The sequence below is a fragment of the Chitinophaga sp. S165 genome (assembly GCF_003182155.1).
GTDB lineage: Bacteria > Bacteroidota > Bacteroidia > Chitinophagales > Chitinophagaceae > Chitinophaga.
The window spans coordinates 203512-229986 of the sequence record NZ_QGTG01000001.1 but is presented as its reverse complement, the minus strand read 5'-3'; the positions used below and the strand labels follow the sequence as shown (position 1 = coordinate 229986).

Sequence of the window (26475 nt, the reverse complement as noted above, 5' to 3'; positions counted from 1 at the left end):
AGTGATCATATGGAAGTGACAGTCAGGATAGAGAAAGTATCCATACCCACGTACAAAACAGGCACACCGGAGAAACACCCTATGTTCCTGGAGAAAAGAGTATACCAGGGCAGCAGCGGCGTTGTTTACCCACATCCGGTTATTGAGCAGATTGCCGACGAGAAGACCATGCAGGAATACACAGCTGTATTCCTCGAAAACGAATTTTTGCTGATCATGCTCCTGCCCGAACTGGGAGGACGCGTACAGCGTGCATATGACAAGATCAGACAACGCGATTTTGTCTATTATAACCAGGTGATCAAACCTGCACTTGTAGGACTAGCAGGCCCCTGGATCTCAGGCGGTATAGAGTTCAACTGGCCGCAACACCATCGCCCCAGCACTTTTCAGGCAGTGGATTTCACTACTGAAGAAAATGCTGATGGCAGTAAAACCGTATGGGTAAATGAAGTGGAAGTAATGTTCAGGACCAAAGGCATGGCAGGGTTCACCCTCTATCCTGATAAGGCATACCTGGAAATAAAAGGAAAACTGTTCAACCGTACCCTCTTCCCTCAAACCTTCCTCTGGTGGGCTAACCCGGCAGTGAAAGTGAATGATCATTATCAGTCTGTCTTCCCGCCTGACGTATATGCAGTGTTTGATCACGGGAAGCGTGATGTATCTGACTTCCCTGTTGCAACGGGGACATATTACAAAGTAGACTATTCACCGGGAACTGATATTTCCCGTTATCATACTATCCCTGTACCAACGTCTTACATGGCGATCCGTTCTGAATACGACTTCATGGGTTGTTACGAACATGATACGCAGGCTGGTATGCTGCACGTGGCAGATCATCATGTATCGCCAGGTAAGAAGCAATGGACATGGGGCAATGGCGACTTCGGTTATGCCTGGGACAGGAACCTGACTGATGAAGATGGACCTTATATTGAGCTGATGACAGGTATGTTCACCGATAACCAGCCTGACTTCTCCTGGCTGCAGCCCAATGAAGGCAAGACCTTTGAGCAATACTTCATGCCATACGCGCAGACAGGCGTTGTTAAAAATGCTACCAAAGAGGCCATGCTGAACATGGAATGGGAGGAACAGCAACTAACCATCAAGGTATATGCTACCGCACTTTATAAAAATGCGAGCATTCGCTTGTTGAAGAATGGTGAAGAAGTAAAACAATTCCCGGCGTCCCTATCCCCTTACGCTCCTTTCTCCGCTACATTTGACTGCGGAGCGAACGTTGTAAAGGAAGACTGGAAAGTGATCGTTGCAGATGAAGCAGGTCATGTACTTGTGTCCTGGCAGCCAGCGCCGCCGGTAGAACATGAGATACCTGCTCCTGCTACAGCGGCAAAACTGCCACAGGACATAGAACAGGTGGAAGAGCTATACCTGAACGGACATCACCTGGAGCAATACCGTCATGCCACCTTCAATCCGATCGACTACTATGAAGAAGGCCTGAGAAGAAGCCCCGGAGATATCCGCTGTAACAATGCCATGGGTTTATTATTGCTTCGCCGTGGCCAGTTCAGTAAAGCAGAACCTTACTTCAGAACGGCTATCAAAACAATGACCAGCCGCAATCCGAATCCCTACGACGGGGAGGTATATTATAACCTCGGATGCTCTCTGTTCCTGCAAGGAAAAAAAGCCGAAGCATATGACATCTTCTTTAAAGCGACCTGGAACGATGCATGGCAGCACAGCGGCTTCCTGATGCTGGCACGTATTGCAGCGTCGAATCAGAAATGGGATGACGCTTTATCGTTGGCTAAAAAATCACTGGTGCGCAATTATCATAACCATACTGCCCGTCACCTGCAAACCATCATACTGAGAGAAAAAGGATTAACTGCGGACGCTATTGAATTTGCAAAGGCCTCCCTGGAAATAGATCCTTTCAATTACGGATGTCTGTTTGAATGGTACCTGGCCACCAATGACCATGATGTACTCGATCGCCTGCGTACTTTAATGCGCGGCAGTGTAAATAACTACCTGGAGCTATCCCTGGATTATGCACATGCCGGTTGTTACGCTGTTGCGATTGACGTATTAGCATCTTACATCAAAGTACACGGCGCTACTTCTCCCCTGCTACATTACTATATGGGATGGTTTGCTACCTGCAATAATGCACCGGAGCAGGCAGCCACCTATTATGAACTGGCAGCAAAAGAGGCGCCCGGATATTGCTTCCCGAATAAAGTAGAAGAAGTGATCATCCTGCAAAGTGCACTTGCGAACAATCCGTCTGACGCGAAAGCGGCTTATTACCTGGGCAACCTCTGGTACGACAAACGCCAGTACACAGAAGCGATCGCCTGTTGGGAGAAATCTGTCAGCCTGGATGACACCTTCGCTACCGTACACAGGAACCTTTCACTCGCCTATTATAACAAGCTCGATAAAAAGGCACAGGCGGTAATATCTATGGAACAGGCATTCACGCTTGCTCCTGACGATGCGCGCATCCTGATGGAGCTCGATCAGTTGTATAAGATCACCGGCAGATCGTCACAGGAAAGACTGGCATTGCTGGAGAATAACATGCAGCTGGTAGAAACAAGAGATGACCTTTACCTGGAGCGTATCACCCTGTATAATAATCTCGGGGAATTTGAACAGGCACGTCAGCTCTTATCACAAAGGCAGTTCCATCCGTGGGAAGGCGGTGAAGGTAAAGTAGTAGGACAGTTCATCCTCTGCCATACGGCACTGGCGAAACAGGCTATACTACAGGAAGATTTCCAGGAAGCACTAACGCTGTTGCAAGCACTTTCCCGCTACCCTGATAACCTGGGTGAAGGAAAACTATACGGTGCACAGGAAAATGACATCAACTATCTGTTAGGCTGCGCCTACGCCGGTCTTGGCCAGGCAGCTACCGCGAAAGAGCACTTCATGGCAGCCACAGTAGGTATCAGCGAACCGGTGCAGGCTATCTATTACAATGATCCGCAACCCGACAAGATCGTGTATCAGGCATTGGCATGGCAGCAACTGGGACAACCGGAGAAAGCAAAACAGATCTTCGAACGCTTCATACAGTTTGGCAAAGCGCATCTGAAAGATACTATCCGAATTGACTATTTCGCCGTATCATTACCTGATATGCTGGTATTTGATATCGACCTTAATCAACGGAACCGTATACATTGTCTTTACCTGATGGGACTGGGTCATCTCGGACTTCAGCAGGAACAAGAAGGACAGCAATACCTGGACGAAGTACTGGCGCTGGACGTCAATCACCAGGGCGCTACTTTTAATCCATTCACAAAAACGATCCAATGCTAAATATTAATAGCAGGGCGCTTTCTGCAACCCGTCAACTGTATGGCGAGTTGCGGGGAGCGCCCCTCTATCTGATCACGCTTGAGAACTCCGCTGTCAGGGTAGAACTGATCAACCTGGGCGCTACCATCACTGCGGTATATGCACCCGACAAAGCCGGCATACAAAAGAACATTGTAGCCGGATTTGCGCGTCCGGAAGACTATCTTCATAATCCTGCCTATTTTGGCTCTACTGTGGGGAGATATGCCAACCGCATCGCTGAAGGACGCATCACTGTAAACGGAACGCCTTACCAGTTACCTGTCAATAATGACGGTAATCACTTGCATGGTGGTTTTGAGGGATTCCATGCAAAGGTCTGGGAGGTAACACAATGTTCTGACACCAGTGGAGAAGCCAGCGTAACAATGGAATACGTCAGTGCTGATGGCGAAGAAGGTTACCCGGGTAATCTAGCTGTCCAGGTGCAATACGTCCTTGACGATACCAATCAGCTGAGCATCCGTTATACGGCCACTACCGACAAAGCTACGCCTGTCAGCCTGACCAATCACTCCTATTTCAATCTGTCAGGATTTGAACAGCCACTGGTCACAGATCATCTGCTGACCATCAACGCGCAGGCTTACACGGAGAAGAGCAGCAAGAATGTACCTACCGGCAATATCCTGCCTGTAGCCGGTTCATCGCTTGACTTCACAACACCAACTAAGATCGGTCAAAACATTGATAGCTTCCCGGCAGACATGGGCTACGATCATAACTTTGTGTTGCAGGCTTCCGGTAAAACGCCGGCAGCCGTTCTGGAAGATCCTCAAAGCGGTCGGGTATTGCGGGTATTTACAGATCTGCCGGGCATACAGATGTATAGCTCCAATTATTGGGATGGCAGCATTACCGGTCAGCAGGGCAAGCCTTATGTCAAACATGGCGCTGTAGCGCTGGAAGCACAGGCATTTCCGGATAGCCCGAACCATGCGCACTTCCCTGATACGATCCTGCAACCGGGGAATGTTTACCAGCAGATCATCATCTTTGCATTTGATGTGCAATAAATTATTTACTTTAAAATAGCGATAGCGAAATTCCGTTATGAAACATTCTTCTTTTAATGGCGCTTACATACTGGGTATCTCCTTTATCTCTGCATTGGGAGGATATCTGTTCGGCTTTGATTTTGCGGTGATAGCGGGGGCGCTTCCTTTCCTGCAGCAACAATTTGGACTTGACGCTTACTGGGAAGGATTTGCCACCGGCAGCCTGGCATTGGGGGCCATTATTGGTTGTATCGTTGCGGGCACTGTCGCCGATAAATATGGTCGTAGGAAAGGTCTCCTCCTGGCGGCAGCTATTTTCGGCATTTCTTCACTGGCAATGGCGGTTGCGCCAGACAGGAACACCTTCATCGCATTCCGCTTCGTGGCAGGAATTGGCGTGGGTATGGCTTCTATGTTGTCTCCTATGTACATTGCCGAAATAGCTCCGGCACATCTGCGTGGCCGAATGGTAGCGATCAATCAGCTGACTGTGGTTACCGGCATCCTTGTTACTAACCTTGTCAACTATACGCTGCGCAATCAGGGTGCGGATGCCTGGCGCTGGATGTTCGGTCTTGGCGTCATCCCTTCCCTCCTGTTTTTCATCGGCGCCATGTGGTTACCGGAAAGCCCTCGCTGGCTGGTGCAGGCAGGCAGGTCTGCCGATGCGCGTACTGTCCTGAATAAAATCGGTGGAGAAGGGTTTGCAAGCGAATCGCTGTCAGTAATAGAAGGTTCTCTGACCGGTTCTCAGCGGATGAGTTATGCCGATATTTTCCGCAAGGCGGTATTGCCTGCAGTAGTGATCGGTATTATTCTCGCTATATTCCAGCAGTTCTGCGGCATTAACGTTGTGTTCAACTATACTCCGCGCATATTCAAGAGTATCGGCGTTTCACAGGACGGTCAGCTGTTACAGACCGTATTCATAGGTGGTGTCAACCTTGTCTTCACTATTCTCGCGATGTTACTGGTAGACAGGCTGGGACGCAAACCGCTGATGCTGATCGGCGCAGGTGGCTTAACGATCCTTTATATCATCGTAGTACGGATGCTGGCATCAGGTTCTGAGCATGTGTCCTGGTATCTGCTGGCAGCTATCGGCACTTATGCAATGTCATTAGCACCGGTTACCTGGGTATTGATCGCGGAGATCTTCCCGAATAAGATCCGCAGCGCTGCAACATCTTTTGCTGTGCTTTGTCTTTGGGCGGCCTACTTTGTACTGGTATTTACCTTTCCGATCTTGTTTGACCGTTTGAAAGATAGTACGTTTTACATTTATGCCGTGGTGTGTTTGCTGGGGTTTGTGTTTATCTGGCGCAATGTAAAAGAAACGAAGGGGAAGACGCTTGAGGAGCTCGAAGGTGTTATGATGCATTGATAACTTTCGTCCGTCATCTTCGCTTGGCTTACGCGGGGATGACGGCTTGTTTTGTTCGAGCGTTAATGCTTTGTGGCATCTAACAGTAATTGGCAGTCGTCTCTATTGGCAGGTTTGTTTCTTCTAAGCGTTGATGCTTTTAAGGTCTACGTAACAGTAATAGGCAGTCGTCTCCGCCTGCTGCGGTTTCAGGCTGGAGCATCGGGCTGTACCCCTCTTCGAGCACTAAGTATTTGGCCTTATCAAGCGTATGGGCTTTGGGATTTCAATTTAACCCCTATCAATCGTATGAGGGCTCTACAAGGGCTAATGCCCGATGCCTCCACCTGAACCCTTGCCGCTTCGACTCCCCTATTATAAACTGTCGCCCACTCTTTGAGAGATACAAGCGATTAATCTCCTGCCGCCCCATTATTGATCTTCAACGCTTCTACACTGTCTAACGATTGCTGACTTTCTGTTAACCATGTAATCTTACACTCTCTGATATCTTCTCTGACATCTTTTCTGATATCATCTCCGATATCATCTCCGATATCATCTCTGATATCTTCCCTACTATAATCCCGGATATGCTATCTGTATTAACGCCCCAACTGCTTTGAGGAGTTATAGAAGTAGCATGGATATAAGGATATCTAGGCTGCTATTAAGTGAGCGCCTAAAAGCAGCATGCAGAATGAGAACAAAAGCTCCTTGCTATGAGGGGAGGTCGGGAGGTAGCATTGAATCAAAGGCATCTGGCTCGAAGTGGAAGCCAGGAAGCAGTCTCGAACAAAGCCCTCCAGCTACTTAGAGGGACTCAGGAGGTAGCAGAGGTTTCATATAGCAATTGCGGGCCTTTGCCCGGTTCCATGCATTGTTGGTAAAGCCAAACCAAAGTACCAATGCTTAGCCCTTCTACCAACCCATAGCAGCGTTACAAGCGGGCACCGACCGCAATGCTATATGAAACCTAAGCGAACTCCGACAAACATTTAATCTACCGCCACACCAGCGTTGCTACAGCGCCAGGTTTAAGTGCATAACTATATGTGCTGCCTTGCTCGCTCACGGAGAAAGTACGCTCCTGCTGAGTCGTATTGATCACCACCATAACACGAGAACCGTCAGTGTTGAGGAAAGCAACATTTTCTATGCCTTTGTCGGGTAGCGCGGAAGAATAGATCCGCTTAGCGCCCGGACGTACGAATTTGCTGAAGTGAGCCAATGCATAATATTCGATATTACGCGTAACAGCGCCGTCTTTGGAATTGACAGTTACAACACCGCGGCAAGTCATACAACCACGATTACCCTCTTCATTGCTGGGCTTATTTGTAGTTGGACCGTTTTTTTCGTCCAACGCCATGTTCCATAGAAGCGCATTCTTAGACCAGTTGTTCGCAGTGCCGATCAGTAATTGACGGACCATGTATTGCAGGTTGTCAGCAAAAGCGGGCGACCACGTACCGCCAGAACATTCTGTGAAGTAAAGGCCCTTTTCCGGATGCGCTTCATGAACTTTAGACATTGCACCTACAGCTCCCTCATAACAATGGAAGGCTGCACCCGCGGTGTATTTCGCGATGAGACTGTCGTCAAGGATGGAGATCGGATATTCAGGACTGTTCCAGTTATGGTCGAAAAGCATCACCTGCACTTGTTTGTTCAGCCCTTCTTTTTCGAGTAATGGCCCCAGGTGGTTCTTAATGAAAGCACCCTGCTCCGGCGCCGTCATTTTCATGGTAGGATACAATGCCTCATATTGCGGTTCATTCTGAACAGTGAGTGCGGTGATCTTAATACCTTCCTGTCCGAAGGCACGGATGTATTTTACAAAGTAACGGGCATATACATCATATGCGTCAGGACGTAAGGAGCCGCCTTCCAGCCTGCCGCTGGTCTTCATCCAGGCTGGCGGGCTCCAGGGACTACCCATAATATGAATATCCGGATTAATAGCCACAACCTGCTTTAATACGGGTACGACATCCTTCTGATCATGCGATATCGTGAACTGCTTCAGAGAATCGTCGCGCTGACCTGCAGGAATATCGTCGTAAGAGTATGGATCTGTTGAGAAATCAGATGCACCAATAGACATGCGGATATAGTTTATACCAATCCCCTTTTCAGTACCGAACAGGTCTTCCAGTAAGGCCTGCCGTTGCTCCGGCGACATATACTGTTGCATTACGTAAGCAGAAGATCCCGTCATGGAAGCACCAAAGCCCTCCATTTCCTGGAACTGCCGTGTGCTGTCCATTACGATGTTGATGGCAGCAGTATCTTTTGCCTTTGCTAACGCGGATTGCTGTGCGAATAACTGCTGCTGGTCAGGCGTAGTCAGATATACAGCAACAGAGTCGCTGTGTTGGTTTTTATCGCCGGATTGCTGTTGTCCGTTATTGCAGGCAGCCAGGAAGGCGCCTATGCAACAACTGTATACCCATAATTTCATGCATGAAAGTTTTTCAGTCTGTATATAATGTCTTGATAAATTTTGCTTGATGTTGCCTGATGTGCCTTACGTTGGTTGTATTGCTTTGTTTGACTTACGTTATGTCAGATTTTCTGAAGTCTTCTATGATATGCTTTTAAAAAGAAGGTCCCGCCTCATGAGAGACGAGACCTACCTTTTTCGTTAAACCCTATCCTAAAATACGATCTAGTAACCTTCGTTCTGTTCAAGGTTCGCGTTCTGGTCCATCTGACCTTGAGGAACAGGCCACAGCAGGCTTTGCTGCGTCAAGTGATAACCCAGGTTCACGCCTTTACCATCTTTTACAGCTTCCATTACAGGAATAGCGCGGTCTGTACGAACGAGGTCATACCAACGTTGCCCTTCAAAAGCCAGTTCCAGGCGGCGTTCCTTCTCTATAGCCAGACGCATGGCACCCTGGTCTGTGATGTTCAGAGGAGCCAGGCTCACACGGTGACGGATATCTGTAATGATATCATTTGCACCGGATACATTACCCTGTTCATTCAAGGCTTCAGCTTTCAGGAGCAGTATATCCGCAAGGCGATAGATGATGATGTTCTGACTGGCGTCAGTTTTACGCATTTTATAAAAGAACGGGAAGCTATCCAGTGACAGACGGGCATCGCCCCATTTACCGTTCACGTTGTCAAATGTAATAGTAGATGCAAGACGTACAGCATCATGTTCGTCCTGGTATGCACGGATCATATCATTACTTGGATTACAGAACTTTTTCCAGTCAGTACCATAGAACATGCTGGTGCCCCAGTTACCGCCCGTATCCCATCCGTCGAAGTTCAGTTCGAAGATAGATTCAGCGGAATTTTCATGGTTACCATCCCACAGATGGTCATACACCGGCAACAGGCTGTAACCTAATGCGATCACCTGGTCAGTATAAGACTGAACTTCAGGCCAGTTCACCGGTTTCTGCGTAGCTGCTATTTTAGCCAGCAGTGTGTACACGGCTCCTTTTGTTACAAAGCCTTTATTTGACGCAGATGCAGGCACCACATTTGCCGCTGACTTAAGGTCATTGGTAATCTGCAGATACACGGAGTCCGCGCTTGTACGTGTAGGATATAACAGCGGATAGACCTCTGCCAGATTTTCGGAAGTAATAGTCGGTAATTCAGTTATTACTAATGGCACATCGCCGAAGAGCCTTACCAGGTCAAAATAAGCGCGTGCGCGGATGAATTGGGCCTCTGCCACGATCTGTGCCTTGCGATTTGCTGTCAGCGCCGGATCCGTTACTTTTGGCACGTTTATGATCACAGAGTTACATGCTGAGATGTGGTTGTATAGATAGCTCCAGTCGCGGCCTACCCATGAATTGGTAGACAGTATACGGAATTCATCGATCTCAAAACCGGCGGAGTTATCAGCACCGGCATACGCATTGTCCGACTGTGCATCACCTATATTGAAGTAGTCAAGCACATAATACTCAGCCCCCCCATTTCGGAAGAAGGCATAACAGTTAGCCAATGCTGCTTCAGCTGTGGCGGCGTCCTTTATGAAGGAACCCGCTGTACCCTGCCCCTCATTACCAACAGTAGGATTTGACGGCGGCCGCAAATTCAGGTCTTTGTTACATGCACCCAATACCAATGAGGCAAGGGCAGCAGATATGATGAGGAGACGATTTGTTTTTTTCATAACTCAAACGTTTAGAATGACAGGTTTAAACCCAGGATAAAAGTTCTTGCTACAGGATATGTACCATAGTCAATTCCCAGCGTCACACCAGTAGGCGTACTGCTTTGGGATGCATTTCCACTATTAGCTGTATTACTCGTGAATGCATTTACTTCCGGATCAAATCCCTTGTATTTTGTAATGGTGAAGAGGTTCTGGGCTGTTGCGTAGATCATCAACCTGCTCAGGTGCATTGCACTAAGTGCGCTCTGCGGCAAATTGTATGATAAGGTAGCACTCTTCATACGAAGGAATGATCCATTCTCTACAAAACGGGAAGAGGTACGGGAATTAGTTACGTCTCCATTGGTAGCTCGTGGGATATCAGTTACCTGACCAGGTGCAGTCCAGCGACGCAGCACTTCTGTAGACTGGTTCTTGCTATCGTACATACCCTCAGTTTCCATACGGGAAGCATTGAACACCTCATTACCCTGTGTACCCTGGAGGAGGAAAGACAATGACCAGTTCTTATATGTCAGGTTGTTATTCATACCATAAGTAAAGGCTGGCTGAGCATTACCAATAATGGTACGGTCTGTGGGCGTAACTTTACCGTCGCCGTTTATATCCTTATAAACGATATCTCCTGTCTGCGGATCTACGCCCTCAGAAACATATCCATAAAACGTGCCCAAAGACAGATCTTTTCTCAGGGTAATAATATTATCCCTGTTTTCCACGCCGGCAAAGTAATATACATTGGAGAGCTCCAGTTCTGTAATGCGGTTCTTGTTGAAAGAGATGTTGAAATCTGTTGACCAACGCAATCCATCTTTTTTATCGATGTTCACAGAAGACACCAGGAATTCCAAACCTTTGTTCTCCAGCTTTCCGGAGTTGCGGGGGATAAAGTCATATTCCACCTGATCCGGGAGATCCACATTCAATAGCAGATCGTCTGTTTTCTTTATATAAGCATCCGCCGAGAACGTCAGTCTGGAATCAAAGAGACTCAGGTCGATACCGATGTTTGTCTGAGTTGTTGTCTCCCATTTCAGATCAGGGTTTGGTGCTCCTTCAGATAACTGGAGACCAGGACCAGATAAAGGGTCGGTGGGCGTCTGACGAACGAATCTGTTCAGACCCAGTGATGCATATGGGGCCAGACCTTCTACGTTACCGTTTTTACCCCAACCGGCTCTTATCTTCAGATCGCTGATGGCTTTCACGTCCTGCATAAATGGTTCGGCAGATATACGCCAACCGGCTGAGACAGATGGGAAGTAACCCCATTTATGTTTCTTGTCAAGTTTAGATGAACCATCCGCACGGAAGTTAGCGGTCAATAAATACTTGCTATCGTAATTGTACATGATACGGCCGAGGTAAGACATCAGGAACCATTCTGACTGCAGGGTCTCTCCCGTTATCTGGTTAGCCGCGTTCAGCGTTTTTACGGTAGGATCAGCCGGGAAATCACGGCCCGTCTGGTTAGTAACATCGTACTTGTTCTTTTGTGTAGTTACACCGCCCAATGCAGAAATAGTATGTTTATTCCAGCTCTTATCATAGTTCAATGTGTTTTCCCATAACCATGTCAGATTGTTATAACGCTGTGAGGTAGCATAACCGTGATCCAGGCGGCCCGGAGTGGTCATGATATAATCCAGGTAGTAGTCGTAACTATGATTTGTGTAATCTATACCATAGTTGGTCCTGAACTTCAGATCTTTGGTGAAGTTGAGGTCCAGGGCAGCATTACCCAATACGCGGTTGTCTTTTGTGCCCTGTGTAGGACCTTCGATCGCTGCCAGCGGGTTATCCCAACCGGATTTATAAGGATTCATGGTATAACGCTGTTTACCATCTGCATCCGTTTCATAGATACCGATGATTGGCGGAGCGTTGAGCGCACCAAGAATTGCGGCATTACGGCCGGCATTATCATTATCCTTAAGATCCTGTAGGTCTACATTAGAATAACTGATGTTGGTAGTCAGCTTTGCCCAGGGTTTGATCTGGTTATCCAGGTTAGCCCTGAAAACGCGGCGGTTGTACTTGGCTGGTTTCACCATACCGTCATCTTTGGTATAGGCGCCGGAAATGAAGTATTGAGATTTTTCGCTACCACCGGAAGCTGACAACTGATAGTTCTGGTTAGTACCTGTCTGGAATACTTCATCCAGCCAGTTAGTGGTAGTGGTCGGTGTAGTTACGTTGAAACCCATTTCCTGCATCAGATCATTATACTGTGTCGGTCCCAGTACGTCGATCTTCTTTCCTACCTTAGAAATACCGTAGTAGGTATTGAAGTTGATCACGGCATCACCCGAACGGCCTCTCTTAGTGGTGATCAGCACAACACCATTTGATGCCCTTGCACCATAGATGGCGGCGCTGGAGGCATCTTTCAGTACAGTGATGGAGGCAATATCATTTGTATTGAGGTCCCTGGTATCGGTGGTAGGCACTCCATCAATAACGTATAATGGCTCGTTACCTGCCTGTACCGAAGTAGCGCCACGCACCCTTACAGAAAAGGCGGCACCAGGTTTACCGGATGGCTGGGTAACCTGTACACCGGCAGCTTTACCCTGAAGGGCGGCAGCTGTCTGTGTGATAGGCCGTTCCTGCAGATCTTTTGTATTCACGCTGACAACGGCGGTAGTTACGTCCCTCTTTTTCTGTGTACCATAACCGATCACCACCACTTCTCCCAGGTCGGTTTTGGCGTCGTCCATAGTAATGTCAATTTGGGTACGCCCGTTTACATCCACTTCCCGCGTCTGATAACCTACGTAAGAAAGCTCCAGTATAGCGTTTGACGCTGCCTGAATAGTGAAGTTACCATCTGCCTGTGTGGCGGTACCTCTGGCTGTCCCTTTAATTTTGATGGAAACACCGGGCAGTGCATTGCCCTTGCTGTCCTGTATATGTCCTTTTACCGTGATGTCTTGCTGAGCCATGGCAAAACCCCACAATGCCAACAGCAGTGCTGTCAGGAAAGTTCCCCTTTTTTTCATAATGTGTCGGTACTTTAGTTTGTGGATAAGGATAATTCCTCGTATCAGTTTTAGATTTTGTAATAGATATTCAGTTGATAGCCGGAAATGAGTTTCTCATATCAGAGTCCGGATAGCTTCTCTTATAACCTCTCCCATAACATGAATTTCCATTTTCATAACGATGACCGGGCCTCCGTTGTTCACTGCCACATTTCATAATGTAAAGATAGGGGTACTTTCACAAATGACAATAAAAAATATTTACACAAATAGCTGATTTATAGATAATTATGAGAAAAGTGATACGCTTTGATACCATAAGGACTTCTCAGCTGTAATCCTTGATTATGAAGGGTTAAGGGTAGTTATAACGGATATATTATATAAATAGGATGATACGCTTCGATACCTTTCAAAAAAACTTCACTTCCTTTCATTTCATATCTCTTCTCTTTCATCCAGCACCAGTAAACTCCATCCCTGGCCGTTTGCCTGCTTCAGTTCTTTTTTTCTTTCCTCCATCATTTTTGCAATACGGGAGGCGTATGACCAGCACGTGCTCTGCCTGATGTCCAGAATCTCTGACAATTTATGAGAGGATATCCTGCCTTTCGTCGAATACATCAGGAAGGTGAGATAAAAGGCTTTATTGATCGGGATACGAATGTTCTGATAGATGGTATAGGCGGTAGCCGATTCTTCATAACCGCACTTGCTGCAACGGCGGCTAAAGGGCTGGTGACCAGGATAGTAATGGTCGTTACTACATTTCCGGCACTGGAAGGTAGTGGTCCATTTCAGGTCTGCCAGGAACCGCAAACAGCTTTCCTTATCCGGGTAACTCTTGCTAAACTCCTCAAAGTCAAGTGATGTCGATAATGCCCTGGCCCTTGTCACTTTCTCCACATTGGTCTGTAGCTGACGATTATCCTGTTCCAGCAAGGCGTTCATGCGGGAGATCTCAGCGGCCTGGGCTTCCAGCAGCGCGTTCGTTTTGGTCAATACCTCATTCTGGGCTGCTATGACGTCCGACTGTTCTGACAATTGTTTGGTCCGTGCCTGCACCTGGGCTTCCAGTTCCCGGTTCTGGCTATCTTTCAGGCGGGCGTTCTCTGTCATCTGGCGGATCATCTGCCGGTGCGCTTTATCCCTCTTTTTCTTTAAGAGACGTACCTTATCGCCAACTGCGAAGGATAAGAAGAACATCTCCAGGATAAAACAGAAACTCAGGCTATAATAGCTGATAATGCCAAAGTTCAGCCAGGTATAGCCAAGCATAATGAAGAATTTCAGCATGAAACCGACAAACAGGAAGCTATACCCCAATACAAAGAAACGCGCAGGCCTATATCCTCTCAGCCAGATATGGATACCTGTGTAGAAAGCCACCGCCAGCGGGATCAGTTCTATGAACTTATAATTGAACCAGTAAGGGTTGATGAACAGGCAGGCCAGGAAATAGCCACAGCGGGCTACGATCACTCCCATGATCAGTTTATTCAGGAATGGCGCCCTTACATGCACAGCCAGGAGGCTACGGGTGAACAGCAGGGCGAATATACTCATGCTGAGTAAGGGCCAGGCAAAAGCGTACTGGTTCCAGCCTGGTGCATTGGGCCATAACCACTGATAGGCAATACCATCGGTACACATTTCGTACAACACTACACTGAGGTTATAAAGTACGTAATACAGGTATTGCCGTTGCCGCATGGCAATGAACATGATCAGGTTATAGAAACTGAAAATGAAGATCATCCCGTAAAAGATCCCAAAAGTGAGATATTCACTCAGCGCATAGGATACAAACCGGTCAATGGACCGCAACACAATGATCACATCCGCTGTCTGGGCAGAGCTGATACGGAAATAATAAACGGCTTCATCCTGCCTGTCATTATCCAGCGACAATTCAAAGTTCTTGTGGTGGAACCAACGCTGCGCGAAGGCATACCTGTCCCCTATCCGTTCTTCCCGGTATACCCCGGCAGTATCAGGCAGATAGGCAGCAATATCGTCGATGGTCTGGTCGAAGAATTCCAGCAGGTAGTATTTGTGGGCGGCACGATCGTGTTTGATCTTTATCCTGAACCAGACGGGCGCTCCCAGGTGCTGGTTCTGTGGCGTACTGGCGGGGCTTGGCCTGAACAGGGCAGCAATGCTGTCACTCCTGATCTGATCGAAGGTCAGCTTGCCCTTCAGATCTTCCAGGTATTCAATTTCATCATACGTGAAAATGTGTTCGCGTAACGTGCTGTCTATCTGTACCGCCTGCTGTGCAAAGGCGGGTGTCCCTGTCATTCCCGTTATCAACAGCAGCAGGCACACGACAGCGAGCGGCAATCCCCTTTTAAAACACTTCATTTACAATTTCAATAATCCGAATTTGTAAAGCGAATTTACCGGTTTATTATCCCAGAAGAGCTCAAAATCTTCCAGTCCGGCGGCGGTATAACTATCCATCACTTCCTTCAGGGTGTATGTTTTCTGGTGACGGACCGATAGCTTCTCCAGCATATCCGCCAGCCAGATCCCCTCCTCCTTATTCACACTGATATTCGCCTTCTCCTTTCTGTTCTGGAAAGTCAGCGAGGTCACCTCCCAGGAATTTCCTTTTTTAGTTTTTGTGATCGTTTGTACGCCAGGCGTTTTACCCAGCCATACAACCTTCGCGGTTGGCTTTGCAGCGATATACTGATCTTCCAGCAATGCTTTTTCTATATAGTCAGGTGCGATCTTCGTTTTGGGCACCTTGAATTCGAACCATTTCTGTAACGGATCGTCCAGGCAGATGCCATGCATGAAGTTCAACAGCGACTTTTTTAATCCAAAGGCGAATAGTTCATGCTCCGCTCCCGTTTCATCAATATGTACGATATCGTTGTTAGCGAAAGTCCCTATTACATCTGTTTCTTTCCTGACACTGAACATCTCGGGATTTTGTCCGACAGGGCTATGTGCCGTCATCGTGAACTGATGCCAGAAAGCAGATTGCAAGATCCCGGTTTTGAACATCTGTCGTACCATCTCCAGGGAATCAATGGTCTCCTGGGCTGTCTGGGTCGGGAAACCATACATCAGGTAAGCATGTACCATGATGCCCGCCTCTGTAAAATTACGGTTCACCTGGGCCACCTGGGCTACAGTGATCCCTTTTTGAATGAGTTCCAGGAGGCGGTCGGACGCTACTTCCAGTCCGCCGGAAACGGCTATGCAACCTGATGCTTTCAGCAGCAGGCACAGGTCCCGGGTGAAGCTCTTTTCAAACCTTACATTCGTCCACCAGCTGACATTCAATTTCCTTTTCAGGATTTCCAGTGCCAATGCCCGCATTAATGCTGGCGGTGCGGCTTCGTCTACAAAGTGAAAACCGTTCTGACCTGTCTGCGCGATGATCTCTTCCATTCTGTCGCACAGCAACTGCGCTGCGATCGGCTCGTACAAACGAATATAGTCCAGGGAGATATCGCAGAACGTACACTTACCCCAATAGCAACCATGCGCCATGGTCAGTTTGTTCCAGCGGCCGTCACTCCACATGCGGTGCATGGGATTGACCACTTCAATGGCTGAGATATAACTGTCCAGCAGGAAATCGCTGTAATCAGGCGTTCCTAACTGGCTTTGTTTATAGTCGGTACAGGCTTTATCGTTCAGGTAGGTCACCTTATCGTCGATCACCGTAAAGGTGCGTTTCAGCTCGTTTAAGGCCTTATTTCCTTCCACGTGGGCAACCAGGTTCTCCAGAGGCGCTTCGCCGTCATCCAGGGCTATAAAGTCGTAGAACTCAAATACGCGGGTATCTGACACTGACCGTAGTTCTGTATTGGCAAAACCTCCTCCCATAGCGATCTTTACGTCAGGGTAGTTTGCTTTGATCCATTGTCCGCAGCGGAGAGAGGCGTACAGATTCCCGGGAAAAGGCACAGAAATTGCCACCAGCTTGGGCTGGACGGCGGCCATATGCTTTTCGAGTATATCGATCAGCTTACGGTCTATGAAGGTATATTCGGCCTGCAACGCCGTGTACAGTTCATCAAAGCTGTTTGCGGAACGGGCCAGCTTCTCCGCATATCTGCTAAAGCCAAAGTGCTCATCCACACATTCCATGATCAGGTCGGACAGGTCTTCCAGGTACATTGTAGCCAGGTGTTTGGCTTTGTCCTGCGTTCCCATAGACCCAAACGCCCAATCGAGGTCTTCCAGCTGGGCGAAGCGACTGGCTTCCGGCAGGAAGTCTCTTTTACAGATGCGGTGGGCCAGTGTCGGGTTCTTTCCTTGCAGGAACGCCACTACGTCGTTGATCGTCTCTATGTAATCGTCCTGCAGTGCGATGATACGGGTGATATTCTCTGAGCGCTCTTCGGTCTGGCTATTGATCAGGTTAAACAATTCCTGCAAGCCTTGTTTGCAAAACAGGGCCAGGGTTACCTCTATACCGAGGTCGGCCTGGAAGGAGGTAATTCCTTTGGTATTTAAAAAGCCTTTCAGGTAGGCTGTTGCCGGGTATGGCGTGTTCAGCTGTGTGAAAGGCGGTGTAATCAGGAAAACAGATGCACCCAAGTCAGTCGATTTAAAGGGCAAAATTATTAATAAATAACGGAAAGTCAGTTTTAGGGTCGGTGTAAGTCCAACTCAAAGGCATGGCAAAGGCATGGCAAAGGCATGGCAGAGGCATGTCAGAGGCATGTCAGAGGCATGTCAGAGGTACGGGTTTGGGGTTTTAGGGGGTCGGAAGGTTTCGGCTTACAGTGATTCCAGCGTTGACCTTCCAGCTCGCAGTTCGGATGGAATCACTGGCTGTACTTCTTTGAAGTTCCTATGCATTTAGCTTTGGAAGGCGGTTTGGTTTCAGTTTTTCTATTAAACCCCTTGGTGCAACGCTTCGGCGTACTTCAAAGAACTAAGGACTGTGATTTCCAACCGAATGCTCACCGCGGCCGGTCTCCCAAATTATAGCAGGACCTGGGCTGCCGTTTATCCCGTCAATACCTTTCTTTCATTTGTTTCTTCCTGTCCATTTTCCCTAATTGCCCTACTGTATTGAATTTTCGTCGTTTTATCAACATTAGATCCTTGTCTGTACGCTCTTTTCTCGCTCCGTCCATATCGCTTCACCGTCTCTTCCATATCACTTTAGGCTCATTTCTATATCGAAGGGATATATAGATGACGGTAAAGTGACGGCCAGATGACGGTTTCGCGATATGGAGATATAGACACCAAAGCGTATTCAGAGCGGTTCCTGGCCATTATGCATGCTATAATTATGGCACAAGTAACTGTAAATGAGTTATATATATTGAAAAATGATTGAACTGGGCAGAACCCTGTCTAAACCAGATAATAGCATATTGAGATAACTCTGGACTTCATCAAATATGGATATAGGTGCACCGGCTATTATTTTTGAGACCGGCCACAGCGAGCATTCGGATGGAGATCGATGGCCTTTAGTTCTTTGAAGTATGCTGATGCGACGCACCAGGGTTTAATAAATAAACGGAAGCCCAACCGCCGGCCAATGTTCAATAGAAAGGAACTTCAAAGAAGTACGGCCAGAGATCCCATCCGAACTGCGAGCTGGAAGGTCAACGCTCGAATTACGGTAAGCCCTATGCGCAAAAAAACTACAGCCGGTGATCCCTCCCGACCTTTCCTGCGATCTTTAACAAAGAATATTGGAACGGCGATAATATCAGGCGGCCTTATACTCCTCCAGGTATTGTTTCAATTCCTTGATCTGCCGCGTGTGCCGGTAGCCTATCAGCCAAATCATGGATATTGCAAAGATGAGCGACAATAAAAAGAAGCCTGACATCTGCAAAGTGAATAATCCGGCCAGGCCTTTCCCGTAAAAGAAACGTCCAACTGTTAATAAGGCTACATAGAAGACGATGCAGAAAATAATCTCTATCCGGCGGCTTCTTTTCAGGACCTGCAGCAACTGCGTCATTCGTTCCTGCAGAAAGTCGCTCAGCGTGAGGTGTAGTATGCTCCGGAATTTCAGCCAGTAAAATGCGATCAGCAATACGTAGAAGAACATACATTTTGCAAATCCGTAGGCCGATCCGGGATAGCTGAATCCATCGGAAAGAATGGGAAATACAAGTATCATCAGTAACATACTGCCGAGCATCATCGTGATGATCTTTTCGTATTTGGCTTTCATGGCCGATACCAGGTCAGCCGTTTTGTGTGTCAGCAGTTGTTCTATTGCTGAAATGTCCTTATGTTGCTCGCGGGACAGCTTCTCACTTTCCTGCTGCCATTGGTTTTTAAGGTCGTCCAGTTCCATATTGTTAAGTTTCAGGGGTTTAGAATTTCTTTTAGCTTCTTTTTTATCCTGTTGATCTTCACGCCGACATTAGAGACGCTTAGACCCAGTATCTCGGCTATTTCGCTGTAAGGCTTATCGTCCAGATAGAGTAACAGGAGCGACTTGTCAAACTTATTGAGTGTATTGATTGCCATCTGCAATTCCGGGGCATATTGCAGGTCCATTCGCTGTGGTGGCGGTTCTGAATAATTGTCGTGATGGATGTTCAACGGGCGGAGTAAGGGCCTGGTCCTGCTCCTTCTGAAACGGGTAATGGCCGTGTTCAGTGCTATGCGGTACAACCAGGTGCTGACCTTTGACTGCCGGTTAAAACCGGGCCACGATCGCCAGAGCTGTAGAATGATCTCCTGGAAAAGATCCTCCGCGTCGGCCCGTTCCGTGCAGTACATGCGGCAGACCTTTCCAATAATGCCCTGATGCTCATTTACTATTTGAAGGAATTCTTTTTCCACGGTGTGCGCTTTATATGATTAGTCGCTCCATTCTCTGAAAAATTACAAAATGGCGGCGTGCAATATTTAATGTCCGGCAGAAAACAATTAAATATCTTTGCGGCGAAAGAAATACCTATGAAACAATTTTTTCTACCCGTACTATCCCTCCTGCTGTTAACAGCAGCTCCGGCAGTGGCCCAACTGAGTGGTAATGTTGAATATAACCTCTGGAGAGTACAACCAGGCGATTCCATGACCATATTTTCCGATAAAGCATATATCCGGCAATCCGCGTCCCTGCAATCGCCCATTATGGATTCACTTACTTCAGGCAGCTCCGTTATAGCTGTTAAACTGAATGAGACTGAGCTTACGCTGCGTGGTATGACCACTCCGTGGTGGCAGGTACGTTATAAGGCCGGAGGCAAACAAAAAGAAGGGTACCTGTGGCTGGGATTAGCTGCTCTGGGGACTTACAGACAGGATACAGTACAATTGGTATACGGTATTGAGAAAGTGATCCCTGGCGCTACCAAAGAAGATGATCCCAAATACCAGGTAGGCCTCAAGGCATTGGGCGCGTCCCATCACCTGCTGGATAAAAAAGAACAGGTAGTAGCCGGCGGACAATTCTCTATTTCAGCTGAAGGAAAGCTGCTCGGCAATATGGGGCTCGATAAGTTAAGCACTATCCTCCGCCTTTGCTTTAGCGGCGAAGCCTGCGGCATCCCTAGCGATTACTACTATTTCGGATGGAATGGCAGTAAGTTCCTGATCCTCCCTCAGAAGTCTACCATATTCGATGCTGGTGCAATTGCCCATGATGAGGTGTTACTGTTTCCAAAAGAACCGGGAGGACAACCAGGAAAGATCATTAAAGTGATCACAGATGAAGAGTTTGGAGAAGACGGGGAAACAGTAGTGAAGAAAACCACTGATCGTGAGGTATTTGTATGGGATGGAGAGAACGCCGTAAAGGAGAAAACCGAAAAAGGGAATTCGGTAAAAGAGACTGCTGTAAAGGAAAAAGGTGTAACTGCAAAAGCTATATATGGAGGCCCTTCTAAAGAGAAAGCAGTAGCAGGAAAAGTCTCTGCTGAGAAACCGGTAACTGAGAAAAAAGTAGATGAGAAAGCAGTAACAGCAAAGATTCCAGCCGAGAAAACGGTAACTGAGAAAAAGATAGACGAGAAAGCTACCACTGCGAAAGCTTCAACCGAGAAAAAAGCAAAAGAGAAAACGGCAAAGAAATAATGCTTTTTAGAGCCGGGGTTATTCGTACATTCAGGTAAAAAAATGCGACCTCTTACCTGTCTGACCCTGTTTCTATTGCTATTCTTTGGGACTGCCAACGCCCAAACCACTACAGACTCAGTCAAAGCTGCCGTGAACAGCCTCTTTACTGCTATGAAGCAGGCGGATAGCACTGCCCTGATGCAGAGTTTTGCGCCCGGTGCAGTTTTGCAGACAATCGTTAAGGACAAACAAGGTCTAGTAAGTGTACGTACAGAAGCGATCAGTAAATTTGCGTCAAGCATTGGTCAGTTACCAAAAGACGCTGCCGATGAGCGTATTACATTCGATGTGGTAAAGATAGACGGAGACCTCGCTATTGCCTGGACACCTTACAGCTTTTATTTCCAGCAAAAACTATCACATTGCGGCGTCAATTCTTTCCAGCTGGTAAGACTTGCCGAAGGATGGAAGATCCAGTACATCATTGATACCCGCCGGAAGAATGGCTGTCAATAATGTTCCATAATAAGTATTAGTATAGGTACCTTTCTTTGAGCACAATGTTTAACCACGGCATATTGACTATTTTCTGCCTAATCCCCTATGTCTAAATAGCAACAACAAAGACAGCGGCACACAGCAGAATAATAATATCTGCCACCATCCATAGTACATATAAGAAAGCACAGACAATGCCAGGGTAATACCGGAAAGCATATACGTAGCGCCCATTAAAATCCCACCTTTCTTATCACATCCTGCCCCGCTTCCCTGGGCGTTCTTGCTATCAACGCATGATCTACCTCCGTGAGTTTAGCCCAGTTGCGTTGCTCTATAGCCTGTAATCCATTCTGCTCCAGCGTCCTCAATGATTCATCATAATTAGCCGTACGCTGCGCTGCCACCAGTTCCTTAAAGGTATTTACCAAAAACTGCGGGTTACGCCACAACATCGACGAGTTCAGCACATACAGGGCCGTCGACTTCTCAATTGTTCTGGCGGGGCCAGGTGCAGCCAGGAAGTGCTCCTCGTCTTTTATGATATCGTAGAAATGCTGTTTATCCTGTTCACTCCCACTGTTAGCGACATTTTCATTACATACAGCTTTGATATTAAAGTACTCAGCCCGCACATCGTTCATGCGGTTCTGCTTAGTTGCCAGGTCTATCGCCTGCGCCAGCTTACGCTTTCTGTCTTCCAGCTGATAACGCTTGTCGGTCACATCATCGTCTGCTAATACTTTTGCTTCGCCTTTGATATTGTCCATATCTTTCTTCAGCTCCGCCAACTGTTTACCTACCGCGTAGTCTTCATGGTTGTTGGTCTCGAATATCTCATTTTCCAGTTTACCGGCAAGGATATCAATATCCATTTTCAGTACATCCACCGGTGTATGCCTTTCCTGTGGCGTAAAGGTTTGTTTGAATTCCTGGTCTGCCATCTGAAGATAGGCCGTAACGGTCAGGTCCCTCGATTCCGAAATGTTAAAGGTCAATTCTATATCGGAGCCCTTCAGTACTTTCTTAGTCAGTTTATCTGCCGCTATTTCCAGGTAGCCCAGGCTCTTGTTAGCTTCTGGCAGTGCATAGTGCGGGCCTTCGAGTACATTGATCCTGATACGCTCTCCGTTTGTATCTGAAACTGTTTTATTCAGTACACGCGTGATCGTTTTGCGGGATGGAAGTACATTGTTCTTCTGAAATACCTGCAACAGTTTCGTTTCACCAGGCTTGTCATCGTCATCTATTTCCAGACAGATATCTTCCGGGATGGGTTGTCCGTTGATGCCATAACCGCTATCGATACCGATAACTCCGGTACCTGTTTCAACTATTTTATTCTCCTGGTCGTAGATGGTAAGTTTGAAAAAGTTAAAGGCATTCGCTACCAGCGGCAGGTATTCGCTGATGCGTTCAGAGAGCTTTTTAACTCCGGTATCGAAGCCGCCATCATTCCTGGTGATCCTGTAGGACAGATTAGTCGTCTCTCCGGTCACCTTTGCCAGGAAGAGTTCCTCCTTCTCACGCGATACTTTAGGATACGTTACCTTGATAGCTACCGGGCTGCCTGCAGCAGCTGCACCTGATTCGCCCAGTACGTTGGCTTTACCGGAGGCATAATATGCGGCGCCGGCAGCTACAGCAGTAATCGGATCAACTTCACAGTTCACCGGTACCTGCAATACTTCTTCCACACGTTGCCGAACAAAGGGAATAAAGGTAGAACCGCCTACCATCAACACAAACTGAAGGTCCTTTGCCGTAAGCTTGTTACGGGTAATGATCTGCTCCACCATACGGACGGTGTTATCTATATGTTGGGCGATCAGTTCATTGAAAGCAGTACGGGTGACGGTGTATTCAAAATCTACCGGTATATTATTTTCATCGGTTAATCCATCTACAGCAATGACAGCGCTGCTTTTGGACGATAATATGATCTTTGCCTCTTCCGCCTGTTGCAGCAGTACAAAATATTTCGCGTTGTATTTGCCCCGCGCACTTTTCATTTCCTGTTCGAGATCACGGAACTTGTAACGCTCTGTTATAGCTGGGATAAGTAATTTCTCTACAATGAGATTATCAAAGTCGGTACCACCCAGGAAGTTATCACCCTCATGGTCCATTACCTTCATTTCACTTTCCTTTACACGGATCAGGGCCACATCAAATGTACCACCACCAAGATCGTAAACAAGCCACTGGCCATCCGACAGACCTGCTTCTTTTTTCGTATTTGCATAGGCGAGGCTGGCAGCAATAGGCTCCTGTAACAATAGTACCTGTCTGAAGCCGGCCTGTGAGGCTGCTTCCTTCGTAGCATTGGACTGGATAGTGTCAAAGGATGCCGGTATAGTGATCACACCAGCCTCCGGATATTCTCCCTGCGGCAGGAATGTACGTAGTTCTTTAAGGATGATGGCAGATAGTTCAACCGGTGTTTTACTGGCTCCAATGCTTTTTATATCATACTTTTCAGAAGTGCCCATCTTCCTTTTAAACCGGCCGACAACGCTCTGAGGGTCTCTTTCCAGCCACTCCTTCGCTTTCTTACCGGCTACGGTCCTGTCTTCCTGAAAAGCTACCACTGATGGTAAAGTGAATGTACCAGGATCTGTTGGGTTCTGAAACAACTGCACTTTACCATTTACATATTTTGCGATGGCTGAATTTGTGGTGCCGAGGTCTATACCGAAATTGATCATTTGCTCCATTACAGACTATTTTTTGCTTTTACTACGACAATAGCTTTTTGTACGATGATGTTAGCGCCTCCGCTCCTGAAGCGGATGATAGGTTTAATTACTTCTGTGATCTGCAGATCTTCCGTGCTTTCCCCAGCAATGCTGGCTTCACAGTCCGTACGGGTAATATTATAATCCTCCCCTATAGGGTTATGGTACACAAATCCTGTTATATCGTCACCGCCTTGCGCTACGATGTCATTTTCCATGATCTCTTTCAGTTTATTGACATTACGCTGAATGGAATTGGATTCCTGCAGCGCAGACAGTTTCTTTTCTATTTCAAACACCTGGTTCAGGATATCGAGGTATGCTTTTGTTACTTTTATAGGGTCGGCCATGTATGTGGTATTAAGTTGAGTAAGGAACGATAGATATCAGAAGCAACCTTTGCTGAAAATAACTATAATGATGATAACAGTACCGATGATGATCATGTCTCTGATCACTTTCTTGTTAATGCCATGAGGGTCGTCAGGTGTTACTCCCAGCTCCGCTATTTCTTGCTGCAGTATTTTTCTGAAGTCCAGTATCATATCTAATGGTTCTCCTTCTAATACACCGATCTGTTCTGCCATTTCTATGTAGTCCAGAGCCGCAAATCTCTCCCGATGACCTTTATAGATCGCAGCACCTAAGCCTCCCAATTTAGTAGCGAGCTGAATTTTTATATTGTGATACTTTACATCCAATGCTTTGATCTCTTCGATGTTAATATGCTCGTCTACCCATTTTCTCACCCCTGGTACACTTGATTGCGGATTGCTGGCTGCTTTATATACCTCCGTTAGTGCTGCGACAAGCTCATTATATCTGATCCTGACCGGATCGTTTGCATCGGCTTGGTGCTTTTCCGCATTCCGGAGCAATTCATAGTCCTTCACCAGTTTCTCCTTCGTCACGCCGTCAGTCTGTACTTCCCGTAGTGTTTCAACCAGCTGTCTGCCGATAGCCGAATCCCCCCTGACATTATTGATCTGTATCGCAAGCTTGCGGGTAGCAAGCACCATGGTGTTCCGCAGATCCTGGAAGTAAGGCGGGAGCGTATTCAGCCTGTCCTTGTCGAGCAGTATATCCGCCTGTGCAGCAATAGCTTTCAGATTCACTTCCTGTTCAAGGTCCTCCACTTTTGCATACAGCTCTCTGATATCTTCTATCTTTCTATTCAGGTCATTACGAACGCTCTTATAAGCGTTATCCATATCATCAGTGACAACAATAGGATCTACTGCTACAATATGATCGATTGGATTGGTATACTGTTGCCAGGCCTTCCATAAAGCACTATCGTATGCAGCCGCGAAATAAGGGCTGATAAACTTTACAAATTCAGGTAGTTTGTAAATGCTCTCGTGCCGGAAGGCGGTAAAGAAGCTTTCATCCCCGTTGATGAGGAATTTATTCAGTGCAGGAGAATTGGCTATAAAATGATAGAACTCCAGTTTATCATGCTCCTCCAGTTCATTTATCACACGTTCGCAATCTGACCGGGTCAGTTGTTGTTCGTGATAATGGAAAAAGCCGTCGTCAGAGAGGTCAATTTCAGCCAGGGCGGCCTTTTTTGCTCTTTTGATCACAGTGTCGTCAATGGAGGCCAGATCTGTGGCAGCCAGGTTCAGGATGTCAACCGGATTAATAAATTGTATCATAGTGTATTGTCCGCTAACAGGGATACAGGGATTATATAAAACATAAAAATATTAATATATCCGATACACTGCGATTATATTTTAGTATACGGGGTAAGATACTGAGTATCAGTACGCATTCAGCATGGCAATGACCTGCCAGAGGTGCTCGCAGGCATCCAGGTCCTTGACCGGAGAAAGGCCGAGTATATTCCTTCGGATGTGATTCAGGGATGCCAGGTCAGGATGTGCTCCATCGGGGTATGCAACCAGGCAGGCGATGGCCGTTTTAAGGATCGTGGCTTTAACGCGCATGCTATGAGGGGAATAACGGGCCGGATGCAGGTGAATATATTTGTTGGGCTCTATGCCGTGCAAAAGGATCCAGCGGGAAGTATCTGAAAGGGTGATCTCTGCGTATCCGCCATTATCTTTCAGCCATTGCAGGTAGGATGGTTCATCCGTCACGCCGGCCTGTTTTATCGCATTGAGTATCTGAATGTAAATAGCTGCCTTGGTCAAGTCGCCATAGTAGATGTCCATCTGTGAATTACCCAGTACCTTCAGGTAATGCGGAAGACTATCCAGCGTCATTCCTTCCAGCTCCCAGTGAATAGACTTACGGTGATGTTTCAGATCATTAAACAGGATATTATCGACATCCATCTTAGCTACACGATTGTTATAAAACGAAAAAACGCCACAAAAATATGTGACGTTTTCCCGAATATACAATAAATGTA

Annotated in this window: 16 protein-coding genes; 5 read left to right on the top strand and 11 right to left on the bottom strand. The window is 47.1% G+C overall.

What is annotated here, in order from left to right; translation table 11 throughout:
- Positions 1–9 precede the first annotated feature (9 nt).
- From C7475_RS00855 to C7475_RS00845, 3 genes are read left to right on the top strand one after another with little or no spacing between them, the layout of a single operon-like run.
- Complete coding sequence (locus C7475_RS00855) at positions 10–3312, top strand: DUF5107 domain-containing protein (RefSeq protein WP_110050030.1); 3303 nt, start codon at positions 10–12, stop codon at positions 3310–3312.
- Positions 3306–4367 carry an aldose epimerase family protein gene (locus tag C7475_RS00850; protein WP_110050028.1) on the top strand — a complete coding sequence of 354 codons (1062 nt, stop codon included), beginning with the start codon at positions 3306–3308 and terminating at the stop codon, positions 4365–4367. The genes C7475_RS00855 and C7475_RS00850 overlap by 7 nt, the downstream gene beginning before the upstream one ends.
- Before the next feature lie 37 nt (positions 4368–4404).
- Positions 4405–5733: a sugar porter family MFS transporter gene (locus C7475_RS00845; protein WP_110050026.1), complete on the top strand. Its 1329-nt coding sequence runs from the start codon at positions 4405–4407 to the stop codon at positions 5731–5733.
- A gap of 982 nt (positions 5734–6715) precedes the next feature.
- On the opposite strand, the gene C7475_RS00840 is transcribed toward C7475_RS00845, so the two are convergent.
- The 7 genes from C7475_RS00840 to C7475_RS00810 form a co-directional block, all read right to left on the bottom strand.
- Positions 6716–8176 (bottom strand): glycoside hydrolase family 30 beta sandwich domain-containing protein, encoded by a 1461-nt coding sequence (locus C7475_RS00840; RefSeq protein ID WP_110050024.1) that lies wholly within the window; start codon positions 8174–8176, stop codon positions 6716–6718.
- 207 nt (positions 8177–8383) lie between these two features.
- Positions 8384–9862, bottom strand: coding sequence for a RagB/SusD family nutrient uptake outer membrane protein (locus C7475_RS00835; RefSeq protein WP_110050022.1), 1479 nt, complete (start codon positions 9860–9862; stop codon positions 8384–8386).
- 11 nt (positions 9863–9873) lie between these two features.
- The gene (locus C7475_RS00830; protein WP_110050020.1) at positions 9874–12867 is read right to left on the bottom strand and encodes a TonB-dependent receptor; all 2994 of its coding nucleotides are present in this window, start codon (positions 12865–12867) and stop codon (positions 9874–9876) included.
- A 420-nt stretch (positions 12868–13287) separates the two neighbouring features.
- Positions 13288–15213 (bottom strand): 7TM diverse intracellular signaling domain-containing protein, encoded by a 1926-nt coding sequence (locus tag C7475_RS00825; protein WP_110050018.1) that lies wholly within the window; start codon positions 15211–15213, stop codon positions 13288–13290.
- Positions 15214–17412 carry a radical SAM protein gene (locus C7475_RS00820; RefSeq protein ID WP_110050016.1) on the bottom strand — a complete coding sequence of 733 codons (2199 nt, stop codon included), beginning with the start codon at positions 17410–17412 and terminating at the stop codon, positions 15214–15216. It lies immediately after the preceding gene.
- A gap of 1135 nt (positions 17413–18547) precedes the next feature.
- Positions 18548–19147 (bottom strand): hypothetical protein, encoded by a 600-nt coding sequence (locus C7475_RS00815; protein WP_110050014.1) that lies wholly within the window; start codon positions 19145–19147, stop codon positions 18548–18550.
- A gap of 11 nt (positions 19148–19158) precedes the next feature.
- Positions 19159–19641: an RNA polymerase sigma factor gene (locus tag C7475_RS00810; RefSeq protein ID WP_110050011.1), complete on the bottom strand. Its 483-nt coding sequence runs from the start codon at positions 19639–19641 to the stop codon at positions 19159–19161.
- Positions 19642–19758: 117 nt separating this feature from the next.
- Here C7475_RS00810 and C7475_RS00805 point away from each other — a divergent pair, with 117 nt between their 5' ends.
- Together C7475_RS00805 and C7475_RS00800 are read left to right on the top strand one after the other, a co-directional pair.
- Positions 19759–20877 carry a hypothetical protein gene (locus C7475_RS00805; protein WP_146217427.1) on the top strand — a complete coding sequence of 373 codons (1119 nt, stop codon included), beginning with the start codon at positions 19759–19761 and terminating at the stop codon, positions 20875–20877.
- 42 nt (positions 20878–20919) lie between these two features.
- Entirely contained in the window at positions 20920–21375 is a 456-nt protein-coding gene (locus C7475_RS00800) for a nuclear transport factor 2 family protein (protein WP_110050007.1), read from the top strand.
- A 215-nt stretch (positions 21376–21590) separates the two neighbouring features.
- Here the strand turns inward: C7475_RS00800 and C7475_RS00795 are convergent, their stop codons facing one another.
- The 4 genes from C7475_RS00795 to C7475_RS00780 form a co-directional block, all read right to left on the bottom strand.
- Positions 21591–24074 carry an Hsp70 family protein gene (locus tag C7475_RS00795; RefSeq protein WP_110050004.1) on the bottom strand — a complete coding sequence of 828 codons (2484 nt, stop codon included), beginning with the start codon at positions 24072–24074 and terminating at the stop codon, positions 21591–21593.
- The gene (locus C7475_RS00790; protein WP_110050002.1) at positions 24074–24445 is read right to left on the bottom strand and encodes a hypothetical protein; all 372 of its coding nucleotides are present in this window, start codon (positions 24443–24445) and stop codon (positions 24074–24076) included. The genes C7475_RS00795 and C7475_RS00790 overlap by 1 nt, the downstream gene beginning before the upstream one ends.
- 36 nt (positions 24446–24481) lie before the next feature.
- Entirely contained in the window at positions 24482–25753 is a 1272-nt protein-coding gene (locus tag C7475_RS00785; protein ID WP_110049999.1) for a hypothetical protein, read from the bottom strand.
- Between the two features lie 108 nt (positions 25754–25861).
- Complete coding sequence (locus C7475_RS00780; protein WP_110049997.1) at positions 25862–26398, bottom strand: hypothetical protein; 537 nt, start codon at positions 26396–26398, stop codon at positions 25862–25864.
- Positions 26399–26475: the final 77 nt, after the last annotated feature.

Coding starts and splice junctions, on each gene's coding strand:
- C7475_RS00855 (WP_110050030.1), top strand. CDS start 10: ATGGAAGTGACAGTCAGGATAGAGAAAGTATCCATACCCACGTACAAA.
- C7475_RS00850 (WP_110050028.1), top strand. CDS start 3,306: ATGCTAAATATTAATAGCAGGGCGCTTTCTGCAACCCGTCAACTGTAT.
- C7475_RS00845 (WP_110050026.1), top strand. CDS start 4,405: ATGAAACATTCTTCTTTTAATGGCGCTTACATACTGGGTATCTCCTTT.
- C7475_RS00840 (WP_110050024.1), bottom strand. CDS start 8,176: ATGAAATTATGGGTATACAGTTGTTGCATAGGCGCCTTCCTGGCTGCC.
- C7475_RS00835 (WP_110050022.1), bottom strand. CDS start 9,862: ATGAAAAAAACAAATCGTCTCCTCATCATATCTGCTGCCCTTGCCTCA.
- C7475_RS00830 (WP_110050020.1), bottom strand. CDS start 12,867: ATGAAAAAAAGGGGAACTTTCCTGACAGCACTGCTGTTGGCATTGTGG.
- C7475_RS00825 (WP_110050018.1), bottom strand. CDS start 15,213: ATGAAGTGTTTTAAAAGGGGATTGCCGCTCGCTGTCGTGTGCCTGCTG.
- C7475_RS00815 (WP_110050014.1), bottom strand. CDS start 19,147: ATGGAACTGGACGACCTTAAAAACCAATGGCAGCAGGAAAGTGAGAAG.
- C7475_RS00805 (WP_146217427.1), top strand. CDS start 19,759: ATGAAACAATTTTTTCTACCCGTACTATCCCTCCTGCTGTTAACAGCA.
- C7475_RS00800 (WP_110050007.1), top strand. CDS start 20,920: ATGCGACCTCTTACCTGTCTGACCCTGTTTCTATTGCTATTCTTTGGG.
- C7475_RS00795 (WP_110050004.1), bottom strand. CDS start 24,074: ATGGAGCAAATGATCAATTTCGGTATAGACCTCGGCACCACAAATTCA.
- C7475_RS00790 (WP_110050002.1), bottom strand. CDS start 24,445: ATGGCCGACCCTATAAAAGTAACAAAAGCATACCTCGATATCCTGAAC.
- C7475_RS00785 (WP_110049999.1), bottom strand. CDS start 25,753: ATGATACAATTTATTAATCCGGTTGACATCCTGAACCTGGCTGCCACA.
- C7475_RS00780 (WP_110049997.1), bottom strand. CDS start 26,398: ATGGATGTCGATAATATCCTGTTTAATGATCTGAAACATCACCGTAAG.